Annotated in this window: 21 protein-coding genes; 3 read left to right on the forward strand and 18 right to left on the reverse strand. The window is 40.6% G+C overall.

The genetic code is table 11. The features are described from left to right. Nucleotides 1-39: 39 nt before the first annotated feature. The 14 genes from KQI66_RS01560 to KQI66_RS01625 form a co-directional block, all read right to left on the reverse strand. The gene (locus tag KQI66_RS01560; protein WP_216426944.1) at nucleotides 40-2,331 is read right to left on the reverse strand and encodes a hydratase; all 2,292 of its coding nucleotides are present in this window, start codon (nucleotides 2,329-2,331) and stop codon (nucleotides 40-42) included. A gap of 212 nt (nucleotides 2,332-2,543) precedes the next feature. Continuing rightward, a complete protein-coding gene (locus tag KQI66_RS01565; protein WP_216426945.1) occupies nucleotides 2,544-2,978 on the reverse strand; it encodes a hypothetical protein in 435 nt (144 codons plus the stop codon). A 116-nt stretch (nucleotides 2,979-3,094) separates the two neighbouring features. Continuing rightward, nucleotides 3,095-3,256: a hypothetical protein gene (locus tag KQI66_RS01570; protein ID WP_216426946.1), complete on the reverse strand. Its 162-nt coding sequence runs from the start codon at nucleotides 3,254-3,256 to the stop codon at nucleotides 3,095-3,097. Between the two features lie 160 nt (nucleotides 3,257-3,416). After that, entirely contained in the window at nucleotides 3,417-4,358 is a 942-nt protein-coding gene (locus KQI66_RS01575) for an AEC family transporter (RefSeq protein WP_216426947.1), read from the reverse strand. 276 nt (nucleotides 4,359-4,634) lie between these two features. After that, nucleotides 4,635-5,861, reverse strand: a complete 1,227-nt coding sequence (locus KQI66_RS01580; protein WP_216426948.1) for a hypothetical protein — start codon at nucleotides 5,859-5,861, stop codon at nucleotides 4,635-4,637. Further along, nucleotides 5,848-6,642: a TPM domain-containing protein gene (locus KQI66_RS01585; protein ID WP_216426949.1), complete on the reverse strand. Its 795-nt coding sequence runs from the start codon at nucleotides 6,640-6,642 to the stop codon at nucleotides 5,848-5,850. The genes KQI66_RS01580 and KQI66_RS01585 overlap by 14 nt, the downstream gene beginning before the upstream one ends. A 13-nt stretch (nucleotides 6,643-6,655) precedes the next feature. After that, the gene (locus tag KQI66_RS01590) at nucleotides 6,656-7,795 is read right to left on the reverse strand and encodes a Trm112 family protein (protein WP_216426950.1); all 1,140 of its coding nucleotides are present in this window, start codon (nucleotides 7,793-7,795) and stop codon (nucleotides 6,656-6,658) included. A 319-nt stretch (nucleotides 7,796-8,114) separates the two neighbouring features. After that, nucleotides 8,115-9,920, reverse strand: a complete 1,806-nt coding sequence (locus tag KQI66_RS01595) for a DUF5067 domain-containing protein (RefSeq protein ID WP_216426951.1) — start codon at nucleotides 9,918-9,920, stop codon at nucleotides 8,115-8,117. A gap of 115 nt (nucleotides 9,921-10,035) precedes the next feature. Next, on the reverse strand, nucleotides 10,036-10,713 hold the full coding sequence (locus KQI66_RS01600; RefSeq protein ID WP_216426952.1) for a TM2 domain-containing protein: 678 nt from the start codon (nucleotides 10,711-10,713) through the stop codon (nucleotides 10,036-10,038). A gap of 272 nt (nucleotides 10,714-10,985) precedes the next feature. Then, nucleotides 10,986-11,756 (reverse strand): DUF4428 domain-containing protein, encoded by a 771-nt coding sequence (locus KQI66_RS01605; protein ID WP_216426953.1) that lies wholly within the window; start codon nucleotides 11,754-11,756, stop codon nucleotides 10,986-10,988. 184 nt (nucleotides 11,757-11,940) lie between these two features. Next, complete coding sequence (locus tag KQI66_RS01610) at nucleotides 11,941-12,600, reverse strand: hypothetical protein (RefSeq protein WP_216426954.1); 660 nt, start codon at nucleotides 12,598-12,600, stop codon at nucleotides 11,941-11,943. Between the two features lie 53 nt (nucleotides 12,601-12,653). Beyond that, a complete protein-coding gene (locus KQI66_RS01615; protein WP_216426955.1) occupies nucleotides 12,654-14,099 on the reverse strand; it encodes an SPFH domain-containing protein in 1,446 nt (481 codons plus the stop codon). 26 nt (nucleotides 14,100-14,125) lie between these two features. Next, nucleotides 14,126-14,617, reverse strand: a complete 492-nt coding sequence (locus KQI66_RS01620; protein WP_216426956.1) for a DUF6935 domain-containing protein — start codon at nucleotides 14,615-14,617, stop codon at nucleotides 14,126-14,128. A gap of 15 nt (nucleotides 14,618-14,632) precedes the next feature. After that, on the reverse strand, nucleotides 14,633-14,995 hold the full coding sequence (locus KQI66_RS01625) for a hypothetical protein (RefSeq protein WP_216426957.1): 363 nt from the start codon (nucleotides 14,993-14,995) through the stop codon (nucleotides 14,633-14,635). A 430-nt stretch (nucleotides 14,996-15,425) separates the two neighbouring features. Here KQI66_RS01625 and KQI66_RS01630 point away from each other — a divergent pair, with 430 nt between their 5' ends. The 3 genes from KQI66_RS01630 to KQI66_RS01640 are packed head-to-tail and all read left to right on the forward strand — an operon-like array spanning nucleotide 15,426 to nucleotide 18,501. Then, nucleotides 15,426-16,922: a histidine kinase N-terminal 7TM domain-containing protein gene (locus tag KQI66_RS01630; RefSeq protein ID WP_253287625.1), complete on the forward strand. Its 1,497-nt coding sequence runs from the start codon at nucleotides 15,426-15,428 to the stop codon at nucleotides 16,920-16,922. Between the two features lie 6 nt (nucleotides 16,923-16,928). Then, nucleotides 16,929-17,894 carry a hypothetical protein gene (locus KQI66_RS01635; protein WP_216426959.1) on the forward strand — a complete coding sequence of 322 codons (966 nt, stop codon included), beginning with the start codon at nucleotides 16,929-16,931 and terminating at the stop codon, nucleotides 17,892-17,894. Next, the gene (locus KQI66_RS01640; RefSeq protein ID WP_216426960.1) at nucleotides 17,875-18,501 is read left to right on the forward strand and encodes a response regulator transcription factor; all 627 of its coding nucleotides are present in this window, start codon (nucleotides 17,875-17,877) and stop codon (nucleotides 18,499-18,501) included. The genes KQI66_RS01635 and KQI66_RS01640 overlap by 20 nt, the downstream gene beginning before the upstream one ends. 487 nt (nucleotides 18,502-18,988) lie before the next feature. On the opposite strand, the gene KQI66_RS01645 is transcribed toward KQI66_RS01640, so the two are convergent. The 4 genes from KQI66_RS01645 to KQI66_RS01660 form a co-directional block, all read right to left on the reverse strand. Next, nucleotides 18,989-20,128, reverse strand: a complete 1,140-nt coding sequence (locus tag KQI66_RS01645) for a hypothetical protein (protein WP_216426961.1) — start codon at nucleotides 20,126-20,128, stop codon at nucleotides 18,989-18,991. A 13-nt stretch (nucleotides 20,129-20,141) separates the two neighbouring features. Continuing rightward, nucleotides 20,142-20,552, reverse strand: a complete 411-nt coding sequence (locus tag KQI66_RS01650; protein WP_216426962.1) for a hypothetical protein — start codon at nucleotides 20,550-20,552, stop codon at nucleotides 20,142-20,144. Between the two features lie 276 nt (nucleotides 20,553-20,828). After that, on the reverse strand, nucleotides 20,829-21,806 hold the full coding sequence (locus KQI66_RS01655) for an ATP-dependent 6-phosphofructokinase (protein WP_216426963.1): 978 nt from the start codon (nucleotides 21,804-21,806) through the stop codon (nucleotides 20,829-20,831). A 47-nt stretch (nucleotides 21,807-21,853) separates the two neighbouring features. After that, nucleotides 21,854-25,312 (reverse strand): DNA polymerase III subunit alpha, encoded by a 3,459-nt coding sequence (locus KQI66_RS01660; protein ID WP_216426993.1) that lies wholly within the window; start codon nucleotides 25,310-25,312, stop codon nucleotides 21,854-21,856. Nucleotides 25,313-25,391 lie beyond the last annotated feature (79 nt).

A 25,391-nucleotide genomic window follows, 5' to 3' on the forward strand; every position in this document is an offset into this window, starting at 1 on the left:
TTTATAATACGCCCTTAGGCTTAATAAACTTATTTAAACTTACTTTTCTGCATAGAAATTGATAAGACAGCCGGCAAGAATAATCTTTCTTTCATCGTCTGTAATATCGCCCATTTTGAGTGTAAACGGAACAAGCTTGCCGTCCTTCACGATATAAGCCGGAATTTCTGTCTTTTTATCCTTGATTGCATCTTTGATTGCGGGAACAAATATATAATCTCCGTTCTCAAAGGGTGTTTCTCCGTCAAGAATAAAGGGAAGCATACCCCAGTTAATAAGGTTTGAACGGTATCTCTTTGTTGCATATTCTCCGGCAATGTTTGCCCATCCGCCGAGAACCTTCTGACAACTTGCCGCCTGTTCTCTTGCAGAGCCGTCACCTGGTTTAACCGCATATATTGTGCTTCCGATGCCTGTTTTATTAATATCGAAATCGGCAAACTGTGTCTTTATTGTATCATTAACCGACTTAAGCTCATCAAGTGCCGCAACGGGATCTTCTCCGGCAAGTCTTGCTTTCTCTGCCTTCTGAACCTCTTTTGCTCTGCCGACATAAGCCGGATCCTTTCTTGAGAGTGCAAACTCCGCAAGCTTAAGAGGATTTGAACGGTATGATGATGTTTCACCCGAAGGAATAAGCTCATCGGTTGTTGTTACGGGGTCTGTAATAAGAGAAACAACCTTAAGAACAATATCTTCTGTAAGAGGACTCATTGCAGGCCAGTCTGTGATATTCGGGCCAAACTTAAGCTCAACGGAGCTGTCTGCTTTTCCGTATCCATTATAACATCTGTTTTTATAAACATCGCCGTTGAAGAAATATTTAGGCTTTGTAAAATCAACATCAATATCTGTTGCCGCTGTGATAACACCTTTATTGATTGCTGTTGCAGCAATAGAACGAGCATCCATAAGAGCAACTGACGCAATCTGTCCGCTTGTTATCTTAGAGCCTTCACGGTTGGGGAAGTTTCTTGTTGAATGTCTTATACTAAGACAGTTATTAGCCGGAACATCACCTGCACCGAAGCAAGGACCGCAGAATGCAGAACGTACGGTAGCACCGGACATCATTATATCTGCAATTCTTCCGTTTTCAACAAGTGAAAGGAATACGGGCTGGCTTGAAGGATATACACTGAGTGCGAATTCATCCGCACCTATTGAATTGCCTCTGATAATATCGGCGGCATCGCAGATATTTTCGTATGTACCGCCTGCACAGCCGGCAATAACGCCCTGTTCAACTGTAAGTCTGCCGTTTTTAACCTTATCCTTAAGCGAGAACTTGATTGTATCATTATCAAGCTGTTTAGCACCTGTCTTTTCAACCTCATCAAGAATATCATAAAGATTTGCGTTAAGCTCCTCGATTGTATAGATATTGCTCGGATGGAAAGGCATTGCAATCATAGGCTTGATTGTTGAAAGATCAACATAAATCATGCCGTCATAATATGTAATTTCACCGGGATTCTGTTCTTTATAATCAGCCGGTCTGCCGTGGATTTCGTACCATTCCTTAACGCTGTCGTCTGTTCTCCATACAGAAGAAAGGCATGTTGTTTCCGTTGTCATAACATCAATACCGTTTCTGTAATCAACAGAAAGATTTGCAATACCGTCGCCGACAAACTCCATTACTTTATTTTTAACATATCCATTATCAAAAACAGCACCGATAATGGCAAGTGCAACGTCCTGAGGGCCTACTCCCTTTTCAGGCTTTCCTGTGAGATATACGCCGATTACCTGAGGTCTGTCTATATCATATGTTTTATTAAGGAGCTGTTTAACAAGCTCAGGGCCGCCTTCGCCCATAGCCATTGTTCCGAGAGCACCGTAACGTGTATGGCTGTCCGAACCGAGAATCATTTTGCCTGTTCCGCTCATCATTTCACGCATATACTGGTGGATAACTGCCTGATGTGCAGGTACATATATACCGCCATATTTCTTTGCACAGGAAAGGCCGAAAAGATGGTCGTCCTCATTTATTGTTCCACCGACAGCACAAAGGCTGTTATGACAGTTGGTAAGGACATAAGGCATAGGGAATTTTTCAAGTCCGCTTGCTCTTGCTGTCTGAATAATACCTACATATGTAATATCATGTGATGCCATTGCATCAAATCTTATTTTAAGCTTATCCATTGAACCGGAAGTATTATGGTTCTTAAGAATTCCGTAAGCCATTGTGTTTTCCGAAGCCTGTTCCTTGGAAATTGTTTTGCCTGTAAGAGCCTGAATTTCCTTAGCCGCATCTGCATTATCCGGCACAATGGTTTTTCCGTCAACAAGATATGCACCGCCGTCATATAATTTAATCATCTTTTTACCTCCGTGGAAAATATTTGTTCCATTATAACGCTTTAATTCGCTGATGTAAATATTAATCATGATATTTTTTCATAATATGAAAAATTTGATTGCCGGTATTAAAAATTTTTCATTGATAACCGAAATTCATTTTAAACTGTATTTCGGCATAATTAAAGGCCTTCCATAATGTTTTATCATAGAAGGCCTGTCGAATTTAATATTTATATACGAATATAAAATTGATAATGCAGTTCGTCCTGCTGAAAGAATTTAAAACCGTATTTCGTATAAAACTCATGCAGTTTAACATTATCACTGCACTCAACCAATGCACATCTGCAAGGTATAAGTGAATCCACACTTCTGATTATCTCCATAGCATAATCTAACAATTCATTTCCGCTAACGTTGCCATAAATTATGGCATCGTCATTTTTATCTATGTATCTGCCTAATTGACCTATAAGTACAAAATGTATGCTTTCCGCTTCCTTAAAGCCTCCGGTTTCTTTAATTTTTCCTTTGCTTGCGAAACGAGGTATCAAGGCTTTATGTGATAATGTAAAATATCCTTGAATGTTTAACACATTGTTATCAAAGCTGTCTTCATCAACAACCAAATATGTCGAACACCAACCTCTTTCCAAATACTGCATTGCTTTGTTATGTAAAAAGTCTTCTATATCTTCATCAAGGCAACATTTAAAAGCATTAAGAGCATCCGCTAATTTATCTAAACCACCAACAGCAGATGCTCTTTCTGCTAAATCATTTAACGAAAGACAAATGTTGCTAATTTTTTTCTACCTTTATCCAAAGAAGGAGACGATGTAACTGTCTTTCTCTCAGGACTTTTACTTAATTCTTCTTTTAAATTATCGTATTCATTTTCATTATTGATATAAAATTCCTTCCTAATTGATGAAGTTGCCATACAATCACCTCCAAATTAATATTCTCCTTAATGCTAAATAAAAGTTTTTACTTATACAAAACACAGAACTATATGTTCTTATTTATATTATACACAACGACACCAAAAATAACAACGCAATTTTCCAAAACTATATTTAAATTTTTATTACACATTTTCATCACAAAAACGCCATCAAAAACTTCATTACAAGCGGCATTGTTGCCATACTGCAAAGCGTTGTTACGATAAGGCCGGCTGTGGCATAATCCGCATCGGAGCCGTTATCTGCCGCAAGCATACACAAAACGACCATAGAAGGCAGCATAGCAAGTATAGTAATCATCATAAGATCCTCAGACGAAAGCACACCGATGAATTTAAACAGGAAAAACACAACCACGGGTGCTATTATAAGCTTAATCGGTATTGTAAGGAAAACCTTCGGTTTTTCCACAAGCGTCTTAAAGCCTCTTCTTCCTATATCCGCACCGATATAGATAAGTGCAAAATACTTGCAGGTTCCGCCTACCGCAGTCATTGTATCCCATGCAACACCCGACGGATGGAGCTTAAAAGAAATACATATTATTCCGAGTATAAGTGCTATAAACGGCGGATTTTTAAGCATATTCATAAAATTTATGCTTTTTAATGTTATTTCTTTTTGAGTAAGTACAGGCATGAATGTCCAGAAGGTAAGCTGATCGACAATAACATAAACAGCAACGGCAAGCGGACCGGTTTCAGGAAACATAGCAATTAACAACGGGTATCCCATAAAGCCTGTATTCGGAAAACCGACTATTGCCGTATTAATATAGCTTGTCGGCTTAGGCAGACGCATAAGCTTACTGCTCAATATACCGATTCCGACAAGAATAAATATCATAAGAAACGAAAACAGAAAAAACGGAAATTTCTGTGCTATACCGCTTATTGTTGCACCGTTTACAACCGTAGTAAAAACCATCAGCGGAAGTATAAGCTTAACAACAAGCTTAGAAAGACCGTCTATTGTTTCGTTTGCCAGAAGCTTAATCTTCTGTGCCACAAAGCCTATGATTATAAGCGTAAAAAACATAAGCATTTGGTTAAGTAAAATATTGAATTGCTCTCCCATAATGTCCTCCATTAAAACAAATTATCTGCTTAGTCTAAAATATATCATTTGTTCTAAATTGTCAAACATTATTTTTAAAAAATATATATAAATAAAGCAATTATTTAGGAAAATATCTATACATTATCCTGTTAAGGTTATCTTTCCTTAAACAAGATAAAAGTGCAACTCAAATCTAACGCATTTTGAATATACGAAAGATAAAATTGTTGCACTTTTAATTAATTTCTACACATTATTTACATATAAAAATCTACATTGTGTTTATTTTATTTTCTATCCTACGGACTGTGTAAGTATACTCAGCATTGTGCTTTGCGACATAAACGGTAAGCAGATTCCGTTTTCGCCTGCTCCGATTACCAATCCGGTACCACTGGGGTTGATCATAAGTGGATAGGTTTCACATATATACATTGGGCCGTCTGTTACTCCGTAGCTTTTGCCACCCACAAGTGACAGACTGAGTGTAACATAGCTTGGACCGTCCATGACGGTTTGAATTGTCCAAAAACCACTCCACATTTCTTCAAAATCGTCACCATTATCGTATACCCAGTTAAGATCGACCGTTCCTCCGGTTTCATCACCGGGATAGAAGGTTAATGCGAAAAAGGCATAACGGTCTGTTTCTCTAACCATAGATTCTGTTACCCAAGTCATACCGCAGCTCTGCGATCCTGCAAGACCGAGTGCAGTCATGCCCGACCATCCATCAGCAAGCCACTCTGAAAATTCAATCGGAGTATTAGTCCATCCGTATTCCGTAAAATCAAATAAAAGATATTCACCGGTTTCTGATATACACGGAGCAAGATAGCCCCTTGCACCGGTGGATGGATGCCATTCACATGTCTTTCCGTTGTTGTCAGTGATAAAGACCTGTGTATCATCCTCATATGCAACACCATCAAGGTTTGCAAATAACAGTACCGGCTCTCCGCTTTCAGACCTGTATAGAACCTCGGTAACCTCATCGGTTTTTGTTTTTTCATTCCATTTTACACGATTGATTGAAATTGTAGCATTTTCATCAACCGGCACAATACAATACAGATGTCCCGCTCTGCCAATGATATGGTTCTCATCGATTTCCCCAATAAAAGGATATTTTAACAACATTGCTTTGTTTGTTTCCGACATCCATTTAGGAAAACCTGTTTCGAAACCTTCTTCAAACATTCCTCCAACATAACCAAGATACGTAGCACCAAACATTGTCATTGAAAAATCAATACTGTCACGTAGCAATTCAAGAGATTTATTAGCCTCCGTTGAAAAACCATTCTGTACAGTCTGGTCTTTCGTTATTACTGTTTCTTCTGTTTTTGAAGGCAAAGTTGCCTTACTGGTGTTCAATTCATTCTTATAAGATTGATTCTGTTGCTGTTTCGGTGCACAAGCACACAAAGGCAGTGGCATAACCAGCGCCAGCAACAGTGCAAGTGCTCGTTTGCGTATTATTTTCATAGCTTCTCCACTTCTCCTTTCAGAACTTTCCACTTCGACCGGAACCTCCGCCACCGGATTCACTACGGCTACTGCTATCACTCGAAGAACTACGTTCAATCTTACGACTGGAAGTTGTCTTGTGTGTAAAAGTGTCTGTTTGCCCAGTCAACTGAAGTACTCCCGAAACGTAGGCGTTGGCAGTTGTCTTTATAGAAACAGACTGCATCTTATTCCATATTACGGAAACAATAACCGTTGCAACAAGCAGAGCTAAAACTGCTGCAATAAGACACGCATACACCGGATTGGCTCGAACAGGCTTACCTTTTGCAGCCATTCCAAGATAAACACCACATTCTTTTACATAGTCATTAAAACCACCATACCAGTCGTCTTCTCCAAAATTATCCAGAAAGACCTTTTCCAGCTTCTCTTGACCATAGCTATTAAACGCATACTCACAGCGTGAGCCATAGCAAAACATAGCCCAGTCTCTATCATCCATACTGAGCAGAAGCATTATACCATCACGATTTGGCCCTTCTCCCATTGTATAGTCATGATATATCGTATAGGTTGCTTTATATACGCCGTCAGGATTAAAGTCGTGAAAATCCTCCACTGTCACTATGTAAACACCAACACCGTATTTATTTGAAACTAACTCTGCCGTTTCTTCCAAACGATCATTTTCGCTTTCGCTGAGAAGCCCGGCGGCATCTGTTACATAATTCAGCTGTGCTCCGGTCTGCTCCGCTGCAAATGCACTAATACAGAAGGCAAGAGCCATAATAATCGCCAACAGATGGCAAAATATTCGTTTTTTATTCATAACTAAGCCCTCCTTACCGTACCATAAGCACAATTGCAATCACACTAAGCGCAACAAGCGGTGCTGCAATAGCTACAAACAGGCCGATCAATCTCTTTGTACTGACCGGAAGATTTCCGACAATCTTGCCGGTCTGACCGTTCATAGCAAAGAGGAAATCTTTTCCATCCCATTTTGTATTCAAAATCCACACAGGAAGCAGTGCATAATGTACTTTACCTCGTGTAAGTTTGATATTACGATCGGTTTCGTCACAGCTGGCATAACCTTTTACAGTATCTCTCAGTGCATTTACCAAAGAACCTGCACAGCGTATATCCGCTCGTTCTCGGCTTTCTTCTACGCTTACATCGTATTTATCTGCCAAAAATCCTGGCAAATATGCTGTTGAAAACGGTTTGAGATCAGAATAATCATATGGTTCGATAGAATCCATGTAATCATCCGGCATCTTGCTTGATGCATCTACAGGAATTTTTTCAAAGGCAATAGAGCCTTTGCGACTCACATCATAATGACTGGTTTCTGTTATCTCATAATCTCCGGATGTGTATTCACGTACTTTGACGGCATGAAACTGCACACTTCCGTCCGCCTTACCATCGTACATCCAAAAAGGAACGTACACACCCTTGATTTCCTCAAGATGGTTTGCCTTAGAAAAAGTTGATGGTAAAAGTGGCTTTTTGAGATAGTGCTTTTTAAGTGCCGCAATGGCATCCTCCTTGCTGAGTTTAAAAGGCAGAATGTAGTCAGGCTTCAGAATACCGGAAAATTGTCCCTGAATGACAGTTGGATTGCCACAGTACGGGCATGATGTAGCTGCTGTTGTTTCATCACAAATCAGTTCTGCTCCACAAGACGGACAGCTATAAGCACGCATTCCCTCAATATCTGCACCCCAGTTTTCATTCAAATCTGAAATATCCCATTCAGAACCATCCTTGGAATCGGAAGCTGTCGCATCTACCGCATCTGTCGCATCTTCTGCTGCTTTTTCCGATTTTTGTTCCTTTTCTGCATAGAGTGCCTCAATTTCCTCCACATCGAAGCTGGTACCGCAGTAGTCACACTCCAATTTTCCGGATTCACCCACAAAATGCAGAGGACCCGTGCATGCGGGACATTGATAATTTGTTATCTTTGTTGCCATCTAAATCCCTCATTTCTTTGTCTTGTCTTACGCCGATGTTACTGTCATCGGTAAAGACAGTAACTCTGATGGCTTATCTTCGGTGGATTTTCACTATCACAAGGATAAAGCATCGAGCAAGGCAGTTTCTGCATCTACCCGTGCATATTTGGCATTTAATCTGTCTTTTGTTCAGCTTCATGCCAATACTTCCTTGCCCGAAGAATTCATATCACTCCCGTCCCAAACGGGACGGGAGCCGGATTATATGTTTTTACCTATTTTTTCTTCCACACTGATTCAAAATAGTGTGAACACATATCACATCCGAAAGTCTGCATTACTGGAACTTCATGTTAGTGAGAATAATATCAGGCATAGTTCCCGATACACAATCCATATCTATCAATCCAATAGAGAGGGCACGACCATCATCAATCTGTGCTACATACTGCAGCCACTGATAGCCAATGTATTCATATGTACGGCCATGGAATGTGATACCACCGATTACACGGTCTTCAACATCCTTATAGTTTTCAAACTTATCCTTATAGTAATCGAAATCAGCAACACTTCCACTAACTTCAAACTTAATTTTGCCTGCACCAAATGCTGAAGGATCATCATTTTCTACAAGACTTCTTCCGTTTTCATCGTATGACCAACCTGATGTAGGTATCTTCGTAGTAATCTTAACCTTTACATCTTTTTTTGCAAATTGAGCAATATCAACAGAGAAGTCTTTCATTGATGCATTTGCAGAAGCAGCCTTATTCGCTTCTGCCGCCTCAGCTTTAACAACATCAAGATACTTTTCTATAGCTTCGTTTCCTGAGAAACCGCTTGTATTGTAAGCACTAACCTCATAAACGCCGGGTTTCTCTTCTACGAAATTGACGTAAATGAAATTTGAAGGATTCTCGGATGAAATCCATTTATAGTAGCGATAATTTGCCTTCATATGATCGCTGTACTCTTCTTTAACGAACTCGCCTTCTACGCCGAAGTAAGCAACCAATTCCTCATATGTTGTATCGAAAATATTATTATTAACCTCGTTCATCCATACGTAACCTTTTTGTACCTGCTCATCAGTTACAATACCGGTTCCTCCGGATGTGTTTCCGCCTCCGCCCATACTGGACGAAGGTGCTTCTGAGCCAATGCTGTCAGGCATAGACTTGCCATCATCAATAAGCGGCAAATACCAGCTTTCATAATTATAAGGTAAGAAGTCTTCTCCTGCATCATCCCAGTAGGTTCCCCAAGGGCGAAGATAAATCTCATAGTAGTATTCATCGTCACCGTTTTCGTACCAACCTTCTATGCAGATTATGTTGTCTCTTTCCATTAAGCCGGGGTCAACAATCCAATCTGCGTGCTCTAATTCAACATCTGTGAACCAGCCGCCTTCAGACATAATTGTACCGTAATCGCCGGTTCCTGCCTCATTTAAACTAACATTCACTGATGCCATAGGTTCTGATTTTGTATAATCTTCATCCCAAAGTGTAACAGTACCGGTGTAGTCTGCACCAATGTCAATTGAACCACAAACATCCCACCATTTACCTTCCATACTCTCATAAGTGCCCGAACAACCGGTCATCTGCCACCAGCCGTACCAATCGCCGTTCCACCAGTCGAGTAACTCATCTCCGGTCCCTTCCTGACCAAGTGTTGTTGGATCAATAGTGATAGTGCCTTTTTTGCCGCCAAATATTTCCTCAAAAGTTGCCGTAATTTCACTTGTTGTGTCCGACAACACGTATGCTGTCTTAACCTCAAGTGTTGCACCCGGTTCAACATCCTTGAACTGGTTTTCGATAATAGTAGAGTAGTCCGAACCTGTAAATACGGTTGCAACCTCAAGTTCTACACCGTTCTGCATAATTGTTTCGTCAACACTCCAAAGATATGAAGCATTTTCCTTGCCTTTGTTTGTAAAGTCAAGTGTCAAAACAATTGCATCGTTTCCGTCACTATCGTCCATTATGCAAGCACTCTTATAGAGTAACTCACAATCGCCAAGATCGATTATATTGGAGTCTGCTGATGTCTTACCTTTGCCACAGGCAGTGAAGCTGAGTACCATCAGTACTGCAAAAATCAGGCAAAGTATTTTTTTCTTCGTCTGTTTCATATTCATAATCTCCTTCCTAAATTATCCATTGATGCGTAAATCTGCTACTCATAAGAAAATAATATTAATCCATTTTAAAAAGCATTTAAAATATATGAGTGCATATCAGAAATACTTACACTGTTTCTTCTTTCTTTTCACGCTGGATATAGTTTCCGTTCTTATCGGTGAACTTGCCACGAATAATATTGATAAAATCAACAAGATATCCTATACCAAACAGCCCCAATGTAAATGTGTATAAAATTCCTGTGCCGATTTTTCCAACATAGTAGCGATGAACGCCGATACTGCCAAGGAAGAGACAAAGCAGAAATGTTGTCATCCAATCTTTTGGCGGTTCTGCACCAACAGGAACTTCAGGTGCAATATAGTCTTCAACTTCTTCGCCATTCAAAATTTTCTTCACAGTTTCGGTTACGGTGTCAATATAGCCTCCACGCTCAGTTGCAAGGTCAATTGTTGACCCCTTAATTCCCTTACGCAATGCACTATTCTTATCAACGCGCATACCGCCAACTGACATCTTTGCCTCCGTAATTACCGGCTGGATACGTATGTGCGTACCGTCTTTAAGAAAAAGCCATAGGCCTACATCAAGATTTGGTTCCTTTTCAAATGCTATACGCTGTCCGGGAACTCCTCCCTTGATTTGGAAAGGCATCTGGAACGCTGCTGAGCGGGCATTTAGCTTTTCCGCAATTTCTTCAAGAGTAGTTGCAAAAGGAAGATCGAATTCACGTGGACCGGTTGCGAATGCAGCTTCTTTAATGCTATCGGTAAAGTTTGCCATAGTAGTGTCTCCTTTCTTAAATAAGTATGTAATAGTATGTATTGTGATTATATGCGACCTGTTTTTATAAAATAATGCTGATGCCATAACCGAAATTCTAATTTGTGTTATGGTTTTTGCCATATACAAGAGCATTCGTTTTAAATTTCTAACATCACCCTAAAACGGTCGCTGTAAATAAAATTGGTGCCATTTTGTTTAATAAGTGCATTTCTCAAGGTTCATTTGCTCTTTCCATTGAACGTAATGCACTTGCATTTTTATTGTAAAAATCAACCGTTTACTGCACCACCACAGTATTCACAGCAGCCGCTGCTATCAGGTGTGGTAGTTGCCCCACAGTATGGACATGTAACTGCTGTCTTAGGAGCAGCCGCCTGTTCGATTTTTTCACGTACATCATTACGAACCTGTGTCAGTGCCTCTCTGATTTCCTCGCCGAGTTTTTTATAATTGCAATACTCAACATTGCTTTCAGGGTTAAATCCTGTCATCATGCCCGGACGCATTAAAGATGGAGGTGTGATATCCACAGAGCTTGGATTGATCTTGAATCGCATTTCATCAAAGTAGGGATTATTGACAAAAATGGTGATATAAAAATCATATGAGTATTCATAGCGTGGCGGATTATAGCTTACTTCATTACCATCCTTATCCTCACGCATAATCTCAGAACGGCTCTCGTCAACGTCGAGATTACAGCCGGTCACATCTGCGAAATCCAAAACATCAGGGTTTGCTTCAGCCAAATTTCTGGCTCTTGTTACAATGAATTTTCCCGCATCCTCATCAAGAAGCACCTTCATATCAGTACCAAGAGTTCTGGTCGTATGAAACGCTGAAACTCTTTCCTTATTTTCTTCCCTATATTCAAGCTGTGCTTTTATCTCTTCAACATTACTGTTACGTCTGTCGGAAAACCATGGCGAAAGCTTATTAGCACAATTTTTGCAAAGATTGCCGTTTTCCAGCTTGCGATTTCCGAGTAAACCAATCTTTTCACCACAAATATCGCAATATTTTTTATCGAACAGTCCCATACATATCCATCTCCTTTATGTCTGACGGCTGAATTATGCCGTATAATGTGTATCGTCTGCTTTGGAATTAAATACTGTACCATATATATACAAAGTTAGAACGGTAAGCACTTCAGTATACATATGACTCTCAAAGCTCGTGTTCATTTATAATAAATTATACTTTTCTTGTTGTTGCTAAGTTTCAATCATTCACCGGGTTCTTGGTTCCGCACTCTACGCAAAATACGCTGTTGCCATTATTCATTCCGCACGATGGGCAATTCCAGCCGTTTTCCGATTCTGCATTCTGATTACAGTAAAATCCTGTCAGTTTTGCCGTTTCATTGACTTCGTACGGTTGTTCTTCTAACTGTGATGCCACATAGGCTTCTTCAGCAATACGGAACACCAAGTCCTTCAGCTCGTTGGCATTATTGCCACTGAGCTTTTCGGTAATATTCCCGTCTTTGGTACGCCAGACAACATATATCTTGCTGTCAGTCTCATCCATAACATGGGGAGACGGCTCTTGGTACTCAGGCAATTTTAACTCTGACAACATATTCTGAAGCTCAAACCATTGTACCCATGTAAGCTGCCATGGAATCGGATTTAAAAACGCATCCTCTTCGCTTTGTCTTTTTTCACCGTCTTCATAGTTTAAGAACCAACCGTCTGCAACAGGCATATCATTCTCAAGATAAAAATTCAGTGAGAAACAGCTGTAATAATTCATGTGGTTTTGATACCAGCTAAATTCGACCAGTTCTTTATCTGCTCTGTATACATCAGGGTTTTCCGTTCTGCCGCCGTCCATAATACGGTTTCCGACAAAATGTCTGTAAAGAAAACCACTTGTCAATGTTAAAACTACAATTGATACCAAAACAATCAAACCAATTTTAAATAATTTTTTCAATGTAAATCTCCGTCGTCAAACGGATCTCCGCATTCGGGGCAGAATTTCGGCGGATGAGCCGGATCAGCCGGTTCCCAACCGCATTTATCGCATTTGTACTGCGGAACACCGGCAGGCTTAGGTTGGCCACATTCGGGGCAGAATTTTCCTTTGTTTACCGCTCCGCAGCTGCACGTCCATCCGTTTTCTTTTATTTCCGGTTTTTTAGTGCCACATTCAGGACAGAATTTGCCGGTTACGACATTACCACATGACGGGCATTTCCAACTGTCTGCTGCCGGCTGTGGTTCAGGTTTTTTTGCACCGCATTCTGTACAGAAATTACCGGTAATTCCTTTTTTACCACAGGCACAATCCCAACCTGTCGGTGCAACAGCCTCCTGCGCAGGTGCAGGTGCTGACGGTGTTGGCTGTGCGGACTGTGCTTGTTGCTGAGCCCCCATTTGATAGAGGTTCTGTGCATTCATACCGCCACTGTTTCCGGCCATATTCATTCCCATAAAGGCCATTGCAGGGCCTGCTCCCTGATTAGCTGCCGCAGACTGCATAGCAGATGCCTGTGCACCGACTAAGTGTGCAGCCGCTCTCGTTGGATCCATGAATGCTACATTGCGCTGTAATTCCTTGATCATCTGCTCATCTTCTTCGCTCGCCTTGATTGACGAAACACCGAAGGAAACGATTTCAAGTCCACGCAGATTACGCCATTTTCCGGAAAGAACTTCATTCAATGCTTCGGCAAGCTCCATTGTATGACCGGGGATTGCAGAATAGCGGATACCCATATCGGATATCTTTGCAAATGCCGGCTGCAAAGCAGTCAGAAGCTCAGTTCTGAGCTGGCTATCAAGACGATCTCTTGTGTAGTCCTCACTCACGTTTCCACAAACGTTAGTATAGAACAGAATCGGGTCACAAATACGGTAGCTGTATTCACCGAAGCAACGGAGTGAAATATCAATGTCGATACCTGCTCTCTGATCAACAACTCGGAACGGAACCGGTGATGGTGTGCCATACTTGTTGCCTATAAGTTCCTTTGTATTGAAATAATAAACTCTCTGATCCTTTGGCGGTTCACCACCGAATGTAAATCGTTTACCGATATTCTTGAATGTATCACGAATACTGTTTCCTAACTCACCTGAAAAAATGGATGGTTCTGTTGAACTGTCATATGTAAATTCTCCGGGTTCGGCACATAACTCAGTAACCTTTCCCTGATCGACAATAATCATACACTGACCGTCGGCTACAACAACTATGGATCCATTGGAAATAATATTTTCCGATCCCTTGTTGTTGCTGCTACGTCCTGAGACACGATGCTGGCCTTTGACGGCCATAACATTTTCAGGTATTGCCTCACAATAAAAATATTCTTTCCACTGGTCAGCCATAACGCCACCGGCTGAGCCTAATGCTGCTTTAATTAATCCCATATTTGTTTACTTCCTTTCTCATTTTTTTATGCCCAAGGATCCTCTGCTGCCGGAATACGAATGCCACTGAGAATACTTGAATATTCCCATAAGAACCATTCTCCGGTCGAAGCTTTTTGCCGTAACTTTATGGGGCGTGGTGAATCCGCACCTGCTGTTTTAAGGAATAATCGCAAATATCCTTGCTCTATATCCTGTGGTCTTGGATCTTCAATTACATTAAGTATATACGGCTTATGTGGCTGATAACTGTTTTCGGGCGTTGCACCTTCAAAATATGCAAGCGGAAGATATGCTTTACCACGCAATCGATCACGTAGGAACTGACAGTCATACGGTGTTAAAGGCTTAGGCCCACGCAGAAGATTTATTGCGGCTGTGCCTGCGTCCTTATCACGATCAAACAGTGCCAGTGCACACAGAAACATTGCACAGATTCTTTCCGGTTGACGTCCTTCAGTATTTAGCATTTCAAACTCCATCAAATTCTCCGGTATTTTCTGGATTATAACCTGCAATATTACCACTCCTTTCTAAAGCGTATCAATCACACCTGCGAGGTAGGTCGGCGATACCGATGCATAAATAAAATTGTCAACCAGCTGATCTTTCACAGCCTGTCGAACATCAGCAGCAAGCATTTCATCTTCACGTTCATCTATCAGCAGTAATATCTTGCAATCCAAGCCAAGATTCTTTATTTCATTTCGAATTTTAAGCCGTTCACTTAGCTTCCATACACCTTCACGAACAACCTCCATTACAAGTACATTGGCATGACAGACTTTGCATAAATTAAGTGTTTCCTCCGGACTTGAAGAGCGGTAGACAATAAAACCAAGATTGCATCCTGTAAGTGATTGTTCAACTGCCTCTGCCAAAAGTCCTCCTTTCATATCCAGTACGATTCTCCGCATCAGTTCTTTTCCACCGCCTTTCTCTTATTTATGAATATAATGTTTCATTTGTTTATATTGTATCTTCAAAATTAAAATTACGCCCCCGCCGATTGGCTAGGTTTTGCAAATTTTAACAAGAAAATTTAAAACAAAGTGTCTCATATTGTAAATAAATAAAACCTTATTGTATTTCTAATATCTATATGCTATGCTATATTATATAAACAATATTGTTGTATTATAATTAATAGTTGTAACAGGGTGGAGATATAGCATGAGCAAGACTATGAAAAAGACTATACTGCTTGCACTGGTTGTACTGGTATTTATTTCATTTGCCATGTATATTCGCTATGCCAGTCGTACTTATCTGAATCACCCGGGATGGGGATATCTGCGAAGTGTAATCTATATTTCATTGTTTTTTATGTGGGGATTATCGCTTCATATCCGTATAGTACAGACACAGGTGCGTCACTATTTGTTTTTAATTTCCATGCTTATGGTGCTATGGCTGATCCTGCGTTCAATAAAGTTTTCTATTGACAGTCTATATGTATCGCACTGGTTGTGGTACTTTTACTATGTCCCTATTCTGTTTATTCCCATGCTATCGGTCTTTGTTGCCCAATCTCTCGGCAAGTCTGAAGATTTTCGACTGCCAAAATGGACTAAGCTTCTTTATATACCAACGATTATCATGCTTTTACTCGTTCTGACAAACGATTCTCATCAGCTGGTGTTTTCCTTTCCAAACAACATTTTGTCTGATGATGAATACAGATATGGGATCGGCTATTTATTCGTTCTGAGTTGGGAACTGCTATGTGCGGCGGTTTCGCTTGTTTTGATGATAAAAAACTGTCGTATACCTCATAGCAAAAAATTTCGCTTTCTGCCACTTGTTCCGTTTATACTTTCGCTGATATATGTTCATGCGTATGCCAAAAAGGTATATTGGGTCTGGGTACTTGCAGGAGATATGACTGTTTCACAATGTCTGATTTTTGCAAGTATTTTCGAATGCTGCATTCAATGCGGACTGATTCAGTCTAACATGGGATACGGCGAGCTTTTCGAAGTAACGAGTCTGCCTATCCAAATTACGGATAATTCACTTTGCACCAAGCATATATCAGTCACCATGCAAAGAGCATTTACGCAAAACGAACTGCATTATATGCAGAAAGATACCATCAGATTGGATGAAGATACACTTTTAAAGAGGCATAAAATTCGTCAAGGATGGGTGTTCTGGAAAGAAGACATTTCAGAATTGAATAAAATTAATAAAGAGCTTGAGATAACGCATGATGAGCTTCGTGATATCGGGGATGTTTTGGCAGCGGAAAACGCACAGCGTGCAAAGCTGCTAAAGCTGACAGAGGCAAACAGACTATATGATATAATGGAATCTCAGACGGCAAACCAAATTGCAATGCTTCAAGAGCTTCTTATAAAATTGCAGCATACAGACGACCGTGAGCAGGCTGAACACATACTTAGCAAGGTTATCATTCTCGGAACTTATATAAAACGCAGAAACAACCTGATTTTTGTCGGTGTTCAGCGTGGTTCGATTTCTGTACAGGAATTAAGGCTATGTTTTAATGAATCGGTAGAAAATCTCAGCCTGTATGGTGTGGACTGCAGTGTACATATTAACGGTGACAGACAACTAACTGTTGACCAGGCAGCTCAGGTCTACGATCTGTTTGAAGCGGTCGTTGAAGCAGAGTTTGATTCACTGCATGCCCTACTTATCTTCGTAGATGTCGGAGAACAGGTAGAGGTGAACCTCTGTGTTTCAGGAGCACAGTCACTCTGCAATCTGAACGCACAATTCCCAGGTTTAGAATGGGAACAGGATGAGGATGGTTTACAGTATATTATACATAAATCGGAAAAATTGAGAGGACTATAAAAATTTATGGACAGAATTAAGGATAGCTTCGATTCCCTGCCTGTTGCTGTTTGCTTCTTCGATAAAGCAGGCGTTGTGCGACTCGTCAATCATCGTATGCTCGACATAATGAATATTTTGCAACGTGGTGGTATACAAACGCTTGCGGAATTACAGACTAACTTGCAGTCACCGCCTTCAAACATTTGCTGTTTGGATCCATTGCTTAAGATATACCGGTTTCCTGACGGCAAGGTACATCGCTTTGCTTCTGAACAAATAACAACAAATGCAGGCATCCGATATACACAAACTACTGCTACGGATATTACGGAATTGATGCAAAAACAAAACCATTTAAAAGAAGAAAATTTAAAGCTTGAAAAAGCCAATGCTCATATGCGTAAGCTATTTGAACAAATGCCGGAAATCATTCGAGAAGAAGAGACGCTTGCACTAAAGCTCCGTGTGCATGACAACATTGGGCACAGTATTCTTGCAGCACGTCGTGTACTTCTCAAGCACGCAGATCTGGAGGAAATTCGTGCAAATGCATCACTTTGGGAACAGTCAATTTCGGTGCTTTACCGTTCCAGTCAGATGACAATGCAATCTAAACCACTGGAAGCAGCAAAAAAAAGAGCTGAAGAACTTGGTGTAAAAGTTCTGCTATCAGGTGATGAGCCAAAAACACAGCGTTTACGCACGCTAAGTGCACTGGCAATCTGTGAATGTGCGGCAAATTGTGCCCGTCACGCAGATGGAACAGAATTGTATGTGTGCTTTTTGCAGGAGGAAGGATACATAGAGATGTCCCTAACCAACAATGGATTGGCACCAAAGAAAAATATCACAGAGGGCGGCGGTCTTTCCATGCTCCGCCAACGTGTAGAAGAAGCTGATGGTAAAATGAACATTGATAGCATTCCTCGCTTTAAACTCACGCTTAGTTTTCCGGAAGGAGGAACACCACATGAAAGTAATGATTGTTGAAGACCAGATTATGATTCGCAGTCTGCTTGAAAGCTATTTTCGCGCCAAGGACGACTACCGAATCATAGCATCTATTCCCGGTGCAAAACAGGCAGTTGAGGTATGCCGAATAAATCCTGTCGATTTGATTTTGATGGATGTACAGACAGAAAACCGAGAAAACGGATTAATTGCCGTCAGTCAGATAAAAGCCATTTGCCCAAAAACCAAGATTATTGTTGTTACATCACTGATTGATGGTGCGGTTTTGGACGAAGCAAAACGTGCAGGTGCTGACAGTCTTTGGTATAAGGACTCTACCGAGAAACGTCTGATGGATGTCGTCAAACGAACCATGGAAGGTGAACATATCTTTCCGGATGCACCTCCGACTGTCAATATCGGCATGGCAAAGAGTACGGAATTTACAAAAACTGAGCTGAAGGTTCTGCGACATCTTGTGCGTGGACTGTCTTACACCCGCATAGCTGCGGAGATGGGCTGTGAAATGTCCACTGTCAAATTTCATGTAGCAAATATGCTTCAAAAAACAGGACTGGAAAATAAGCTGCAGCTTGCATTGGCAGTCAGCAATGTCAAACTGATTGCCGATTTAGAAGATGAGTAACATAATTCAAGGTGTCGACAAAGTCGACACCTAAGTCGAAATCAGGAATTTCGACTTGTTTAAACAGAAGCATGAATAGCTCATTCCATCGGCTAAAAAGCCTTGAAACTCGCTATTCTCCTCGACGGAAGTGAATCCCGTCTGCGGATTCCACTTAGGAAACTCTTCGTTTCCTAATACCTTCCGCTGTACAAGAATAACTTTGTCTACAGTCTGACAATTTTTTCTATGTTTTATTTTCTTCTCCTTTTCAGCTGTTTTTGCTCAAATCAGAATATTGAAATAATAGAATTTTCTCATAATTCACAGCATGAGTATATACAAAAGGGATGCTGCTACAATGCACACCCCTTTTATGTTTTATTGTTCAATTTTGTGCTACCTATTTGCCAACTACTCTAAAAATATTGATTTTGCTGAATTCCGCTTATTTTCATACATTGATACCATTACCACGGGTATATTCAAAATCAATTAAATAAAAATATCAAATCTCATTTCCGCTGTATATAAAATCCGTAACCTTATAGAAGCTTTCCTTAAGGCATTTGCTTCCGTCCGGTTTTTCAAGAAGATTTTCAACCGCTATAACCTCATAAACCTTATCGTCATCATAGCTCTTATATATGAACGGAACTTTCCACTGGTCAAGTATTTTATAATCGCTGTATTCAGCCGCACTCATTGCCTTGGCACTGTCGAGCTTGCCCTTCGTTACGGCACTTCCCTTATATTCATAGGTTTTATGGTTAAAGTCCATAGTAACAGTATTAATGTTTACATTCATTTTTTCAATATCGGTGTCTTTAATAGTTGTATCAATTGTCTTTTCGCTTTCCGTTCCGTCTACCGGCATATAAATATACTCTCGGCTTATACCCTCACCATTGCCGTAATCTATATCGAAATCAACAATTATTATCTCCATGCCCTTCATATTCTTCACATATGTTTTAACATCGGACACCACTTTATAATTGCCGACCTTAAGCAACGACTTACGGATTGCCTTATCAACCTTGGCATCGGTAGCTTTATGCACATCATTTGTAAGTATATTGACTATATTTTTTCCCGAAGTAAAGAATTTTCCCATATCGTTTTCATATTCGACAATATCGTTATCAAAGCTTTCGGACGGCTTTTGTATTCCGTCGGCCTTATCCATTTCCGAAAACAGCTTTAAAATACTGTTGAGTTCACAATATGTATACCCGTCTGCATTATAAACCTCGCTGTCCTTTAAAGCCGAATAATCAATATCATTTCCGTATATATTCATATTTTCAACACTTACTGCTGTTTTTGCACCGACAACAGAGGACTTTGATTTTTCGGCATTGCTTTCGTTTTTTATAACAACACGCTTTGCCGCACTGTCATAGCTGACCTTCTTGCCGGTTTCCTCGGCAAGCTGTCTAAGCTGTACATACGTCTTTCCGCCGACAGTAAAGCCGTTGCATGAAATTTTATCTCCGTTATAAACAACCTCGACAATATCCTGTTTGATGTCAACATTCACATCTTTCATTTCCGCATATTGTCCGTTTTCCTCCGCCATTGCGGTATACGGCACAGATGTAACGCACATGACAGCGGTAAGCAAAGCAAACAATTTTCTTTTCATAAAATTCAGCTCCTTAATATAATAATACTCTCATAAAACGACAAACCATAAGTAAAACAATACCAATAAGCACTACTGCAAAAACAATCCTGTTTCTGTTCACTCTCCAGTTCAGCTGTGCAAGATATTTATACTGCCTGTTCCAATCATCGGCATAAAGCTCATTTACAAGCCTGTACATATCGTCAAACCTTCTATTCACATAAGGCTTCATTTTGAAAATAAATATCAGTATAATTAAAAAAGGTGCAAACAAAAAACTGATTATAGCCGCAACAAGCCCGACAAAGTCGTAAACCGTATTAATGTCTATAAGATACTGACCGTTTTTTATGTATTCGGTCAGCCGGTCACAATAATTGCGTGTAAATTTAACAAGAGCCACTACACATATGATACCTATAATACTGAATAATAAATCCATGGCAGTCCTCCCATAAGAAATAACAATTATCCGTTTATAATACCTATATTAAAATATTAACCAATCAAATGATAACTTTCAATATTTTTACTGATATTGTAATAAAATTGTAAAGAATGTAAAAAAATAAGAGAGAACAAGCTGCCCTCTCCTATCGTTCTTTATTAAAACTTCTTCAAAACCATTGCCGAATAGTTATCATACCGCTTAAAGCCATACCTCTGCCTTAAATGATTTTGTATCTTTATACCGAATTTCCATAATATCCTCTCAAAATCAAATCGAAAGTAATTTAACTACATTATAATATTCATCATCCATCTTCTTTGTCATAGAAAGTGCCTCATTGAGATCGAGCGATTCATAACGTCCCCTGTTATACGCAATAATTCTGTTCTTCTTGCCTTCTATAATATCCATTGCGGCAAGATAGCCCATCATAGATGCGTGCATACAATCCACAGCCGACGGTGTGCCGCCTCTCTGCAAATGTCCGAGAACGGTTGCTCTTGTCTGTATGCCTGTTATATCCTGTATCTTTTTGGCAAGCTTAACCGTACCGCCAACGCCTTCCGCAACAACAACAAGGTTATGACGTTTTCCTCTGCTTCGGTTCATAAGTATCTGTTCGATAACCATATCATCTGTAACAGTGCCTTTATTTTCCGGCACAAGTACCTCTTCCGCTCCGCCGGCAACAGCACACCACATAGCGATATAGCCTGCATCTCTGCCCATCATTTCCACAACCGAGCATCTTTCGTGCGAGCTTGATGTATCACGAAGACGTCTTACGGCGTCAAGTCCTGTATTTACGGCTGTATCAAAGCCTATTGTATATTCCGTGCAGGCAATATCAAGGTCTATTGTTCCCGGTATACCGATTACGTTTGCACCTCTTTCGGCAAGTGCCTTACAGCCTCTGAAAGAACCGTCGCCGCCTATAACGACAAGGCCGTCAAGACCAAGTATGTTATAAATTGCGGCAGCTCTTGTTATGCCTGCCTCTGTCATCATTTCCGGACAGCGTGCGGTATGGAGTATTGTACCGCCTCTGTTCATAATATCCGAAACGTCCTTTGACGAAAACTCCGTAATATCTCCGTTTATAAGGCCGATATATCCCTTATGGATACCTATTACCTTACAACCCTTATTTAATGCAGTTCTTACAACGCCTCTTATCGCCGCATTCATTCCCGGTGCATCGCCACCGCTTGTAAGAACACCTATCTTCATCTGTCCGTTTTCCATATTGATTACCTCCCAGCAATAAAAACCCTTAGGTTTTAAAATCTATATTATTTGTATTTTACAACAACATTATCATTGCCGAAAATACGCTTAAGCTCATCTATAACAAAATCATCGGCAGAAAGCCAGTTCTTTCTGTCTGCCTTGAACTTTCTTCCGCTTACCGTATCGTTTATATAAAGCGGAACATCACCATGATATTTTACTATCTCGGACGAAGCTTCGTCAAGCGTATGTCCGTCTGTAAGTACAATTCCCATGCTTACGGCTGTTTTGTTCTGTTTATCAATGTCTTCAAAAGGAATAACATTGTCACATATTATTTTCGGAACATCACCTTCGGATATGGAAACTCTTCCTTCGACTATTATAACCTTGTCTTCTTCAATATATTTGCCGATTCTTTCAAAAACCTTCGGAAAAATAATAGCCTCAACCGAACCGGTCATATCCTCAAGCCTTATGAAAGCCATAACATTATTTGTTTTTGTATATTTTATGTTTCTCTCGGCAATGAAACCTCCGGCTGATATTTTCTGTCCATCCTTTATGTCGCTCAAGCCTTCTTCTATATTACTTTCAAGAAAATCCGCACAATGCACGTTTATTTTACGCTCTATTGTTTTTTCGTATTCGGCAAGCGGATGTCCGCTGATATATATTCCAAGCACCTGCTTTTCAAACGTAAGCTTTTCTTTTGTCTTAAACTCCTCGATAGGTCTGAAATCATCGCCGGATGTAACGCTTCCGTTGTCTTCCGCACATATATCGAAAAGATTAAGCTGGCCTTCGATATTGTTTTTTCTTGACTGGCTTAAACCGTCCATAACGGATTTACATACGGTAACATATTGTCTTCTTGTTCCTCCGAAAGAATCGAATGCACCGGCATAAATAAGGTTTTCCACCATTCTTCTGTTATTATCCTTACCGGACATTCTTTCGCAGAAATCGGTAAGCCCTTTAAATTTTCCGTTCTTTTCTCTTTCCTTTTCGATGGCTTTTATAAACGGTCTGCCTACACTTTTTATTGCCGCAAGAGAAAATCTTATTTTTCCGTCGGAAACACTGAACTGGACAAAGCTTTCATTTATATCCGGTGGCAATATTTCTATTCCCATCCGTCGGCAGTCATTTATATATCCTGTTACCTTAGCCGTATTATCCATGACCGAAGTCATAAGCGCCGCCATAAATTCAACGGGATAATACGCCTTAAGCCATGCCGTCTGATAAGCAACGACCGCATAGCATGCCGCATGGCTCTTGTTGAAGGCATACTTTGCGAAATCGGTCATTTCATCAAATATTGTTTCGGCAGTCTTTTCGGGTATTCCGTTGGCAAGACAGCCGGGAACCTCTCCTTCAATACCATAAACAAAGTTATGTCTTTCCTCTGCCATGACCTTAGCTTTTTTCTTGCTCATGGCACGCCTTACAAGGTCGCTTCGTCCGAGGCTGTATCCGGCAAGGTCACGAACAATCTGCATAACCTGCTCCTGGTAAACGATACAGCCGTAAGTATTCTCAAGAATAGGCTTAAGTGCCGGAGACGTATACTGAATATCACCGGGATTATTTTTGCCCCTAATATATTTGGGTATGAAATCCATAGGACCCGGACGATAGAGCGAAATTCCGGCTATAAGGTCCTCAAGACAGCTCGGTTTAAGCTCCTTCATGAACTGCTTCATTCCGCCGCTTTCAAGCTGGAAAACACCTTCCGTCTTTCCGGCGGAAATCATTGCATAGACATTTTTGTCCCTGTCGGGAAGGTTATCAATATCCACATCTATTCCATGTATACGCTTTATTTCATTTACGGCGTTTTCAACAACGGTCAGTGTTCTTAAGCCGAGGAAGTCCATTTTAAGAATACCGAGCTCCTCCAGTATGCCCATTGTATACTGCGTCGATATATTTCCGTCAACGGCATAAAGCGGAACATAATCCATAACCGGTCTGCCGCATATAACAACTCCGGCGGCATGTGTTGAAGCATGTCTGGGAAGTCCTTCAAGCTTGCGGCTCATATCAATAAGATGTCTTATATCCTCATCATTTTTATATTCATTTAAAAGCTCCGGATTCATTGTAAGAGCCTTATCTATTGTCATATTAAGCTCTGCCGGAATCATCTTTGATATTCGGTCGGCATCGGCATAAGGTACGTCCAAAGCCCTTCCTACGTCCTTTATTGCCGCTCTTGCCGCCATTGTTCCGAAGGTTATAATCTGTGCTACGTTATTAGCTCCGTATTTACCGATAACGTAGTTAATTACCTCCTGGCGTCTTTCGTCCGAGAAATCAACGTCAATATCGGGCATGCTTACTCGTTCGGGATTGAGGAAACGCTCAAAAATAAGGTCGTATTTAATAGGATCTATTGTTGTTATGCTGAGTGAATATGCAACAACACTTCCGGCGGCACTTCCTCTTCCGGGGCCGACTGTTATTCCGTTATCCTTTGCGAATTTAATATAATCCCATACAATAAGAAAATAATCCACATAGCCCATTTTTACTATTGTGCCAAGCTCATATTCCAGTCTTTTTTTCAACTCTTCATCTGCGTTGGGATATTTGCTTTCAAAGCCGGCATAGGTTATTTTTCTGAGATATTCCTCTGCTGTGCAATCCTCGGGAACATCATATTTCGGCAGTTTAAGCTCATGGAAAACGAACTCCACATTGCATCTTTCGGCAATCTTCATTGTGTTTTCCATTGCCTCGGGAACATAGGAAAACAGCTCATACATCTCTTCCGGACTTTTCAGATGATAGCAGTTGCCGTCATAACGCATACGGTTTTCGTCATTTACCGTTTTTCCGGTCTGTATGCAGAGAAGAACGTCATGTGCTCGCCAATCCTCCTGATTTATATAATGAACGTCATTTGTGCAGATGAGCGGTATACCGGTTTCCTTGCTCATTCTTATGAGTCCTTCGTTGACAATCTTCTGGTCGGGTATGCCGTGGTTCTGGAGCTCAAGAAAGAAATTGTCTTCACCGAATATATCCAGATATTTGAGTGCCATTTCCTTAGCCATTGAATACGAACCGTTTATCATTGTTCTTGCCACAGGGCCGGCAAGACACGCACTTGTGGCGATAATGCCCTTATGGTATTTCCGCAGTATTTCCTCATCAACTCTCGGCTTATAATAAAAGCCTTCGGTATAGCCCATAGAAACAAGCTTTATAAGGTTTTCATAGCCTTCCATGTTTTCCGCAAGAAGCACCAGATGATAATAGCTTACGGTTTCCCTTCCGTTTTTATCAAAGCGGCTTTTCGGCGCAACATAAACCTCACAGCCGATAATCGGCTTAACGCCCTGTTCTTTGCAGGCTTTGTAAAACTCCATAACTCCGAACATTGCTCCGTGGTCGGTTATGGCAAGGCTGTCCATGCCAAGTTCCTTCGCACACTTAACAAGGTCGGGTATTTTCGCCGAACCGTCAAGAAGGCTGTATTCCGTATGGACATGAAGATGCGTAAAATTTATTTTATTTTCTGCTTTTTCTGCTGTAATCTCGGTGTTGATTTCCGACATAATTTCACCTCATAATCTAATGTAAGAATTA

This window comes from Anaerotignum sp. MSJ-24, from assembly GCF_018918145.1.
GTDB lineage: Bacteria > Bacillota > Clostridia > Lachnospirales > Anaerotignaceae > Metalachnospira.

Coding starts and splice junctions, on each gene's coding strand:
- KQI66_RS01560 (WP_216426944.1), bottom strand. CDS start 2,331: ATGATTAAATTATATGACGGCGGTGCATATCTTGTTGACGGAAAAACC.
- KQI66_RS01565 (WP_216426945.1), bottom strand. CDS start 2,978: ATGCAGTATTTGGAAAGAGGTTGGTGTTCGACATATTTGGTTGTTGAT.
- KQI66_RS01570 (WP_216426946.1), bottom strand. CDS start 3,256: ATGGCAACTTCATCAATTAGGAAGGAATTTTATATCAATAATGAAAAT.
- KQI66_RS01575 (WP_216426947.1), bottom strand. CDS start 4,358: ATGGGAGAGCAATTCAATATTTTACTTAACCAAATGCTTATGTTTTTT.
- KQI66_RS01585 (WP_216426949.1), bottom strand. CDS start 6,642: ATGAATAAAAAACGAATATTTTGCCATCTGTTGGCGATTATTATGGCT.
- KQI66_RS01590 (WP_216426950.1), bottom strand. CDS start 7,795: ATGGCAACAAAGATAACAAATTATCAATGTCCCGCATGCACGGGTCCT.
- KQI66_RS01595 (WP_216426951.1), bottom strand. CDS start 9,920: ATGAAACAGACGAAGAAAAAAATACTTTGCCTGATTTTTGCAGTACTG.
- KQI66_RS01600 (WP_216426952.1), bottom strand. CDS start 10,713: ATGGCAAACTTTACCGATAGCATTAAAGAAGCTGCATTCGCAACCGGT.
- KQI66_RS01605 (WP_216426953.1), bottom strand. CDS start 11,756: ATGGGACTGTTCGATAAAAAATATTGCGATATTTGTGGTGAAAAGATT.
- KQI66_RS01615 (WP_216426955.1), bottom strand. CDS start 14,099: ATGGGATTAATTAAAGCAGCATTAGGCTCAGCCGGTGGCGTTATGGCT.
- KQI66_RS01625 (WP_216426957.1), bottom strand. CDS start 14,995: ATGAAAGGAGGACTTTTGGCAGAGGCAGTTGAACAATCACTTACAGGA.
- KQI66_RS01630 (WP_253287625.1), top strand. CDS start 15,426: ATGTGGGGATTATCGCTTCATATCCGTATAGTACAGACACAGGTGCGT.
- KQI66_RS01635 (WP_216426959.1), top strand. CDS start 16,929: ATGGACAGAATTAAGGATAGCTTCGATTCCCTGCCTGTTGCTGTTTGC.
- KQI66_RS01640 (WP_216426960.1), top strand. CDS start 17,875: ATGAAAGTAATGATTGTTGAAGACCAGATTATGATTCGCAGTCTGCTT.
- KQI66_RS01645 (WP_216426961.1), bottom strand. CDS start 20,128: ATGAAAAGAAAATTGTTTGCTTTGCTTACCGCTGTCATGTGCGTTACA.
- KQI66_RS01650 (WP_216426962.1), bottom strand. CDS start 20,552: ATGGATTTATTATTCAGTATTATAGGTATCATATGTGTAGTGGCTCTT.
- KQI66_RS01655 (WP_216426963.1), bottom strand. CDS start 21,806: ATGGAAAACGGACAGATGAAGATAGGTGTTCTTACAAGCGGTGGCGAT.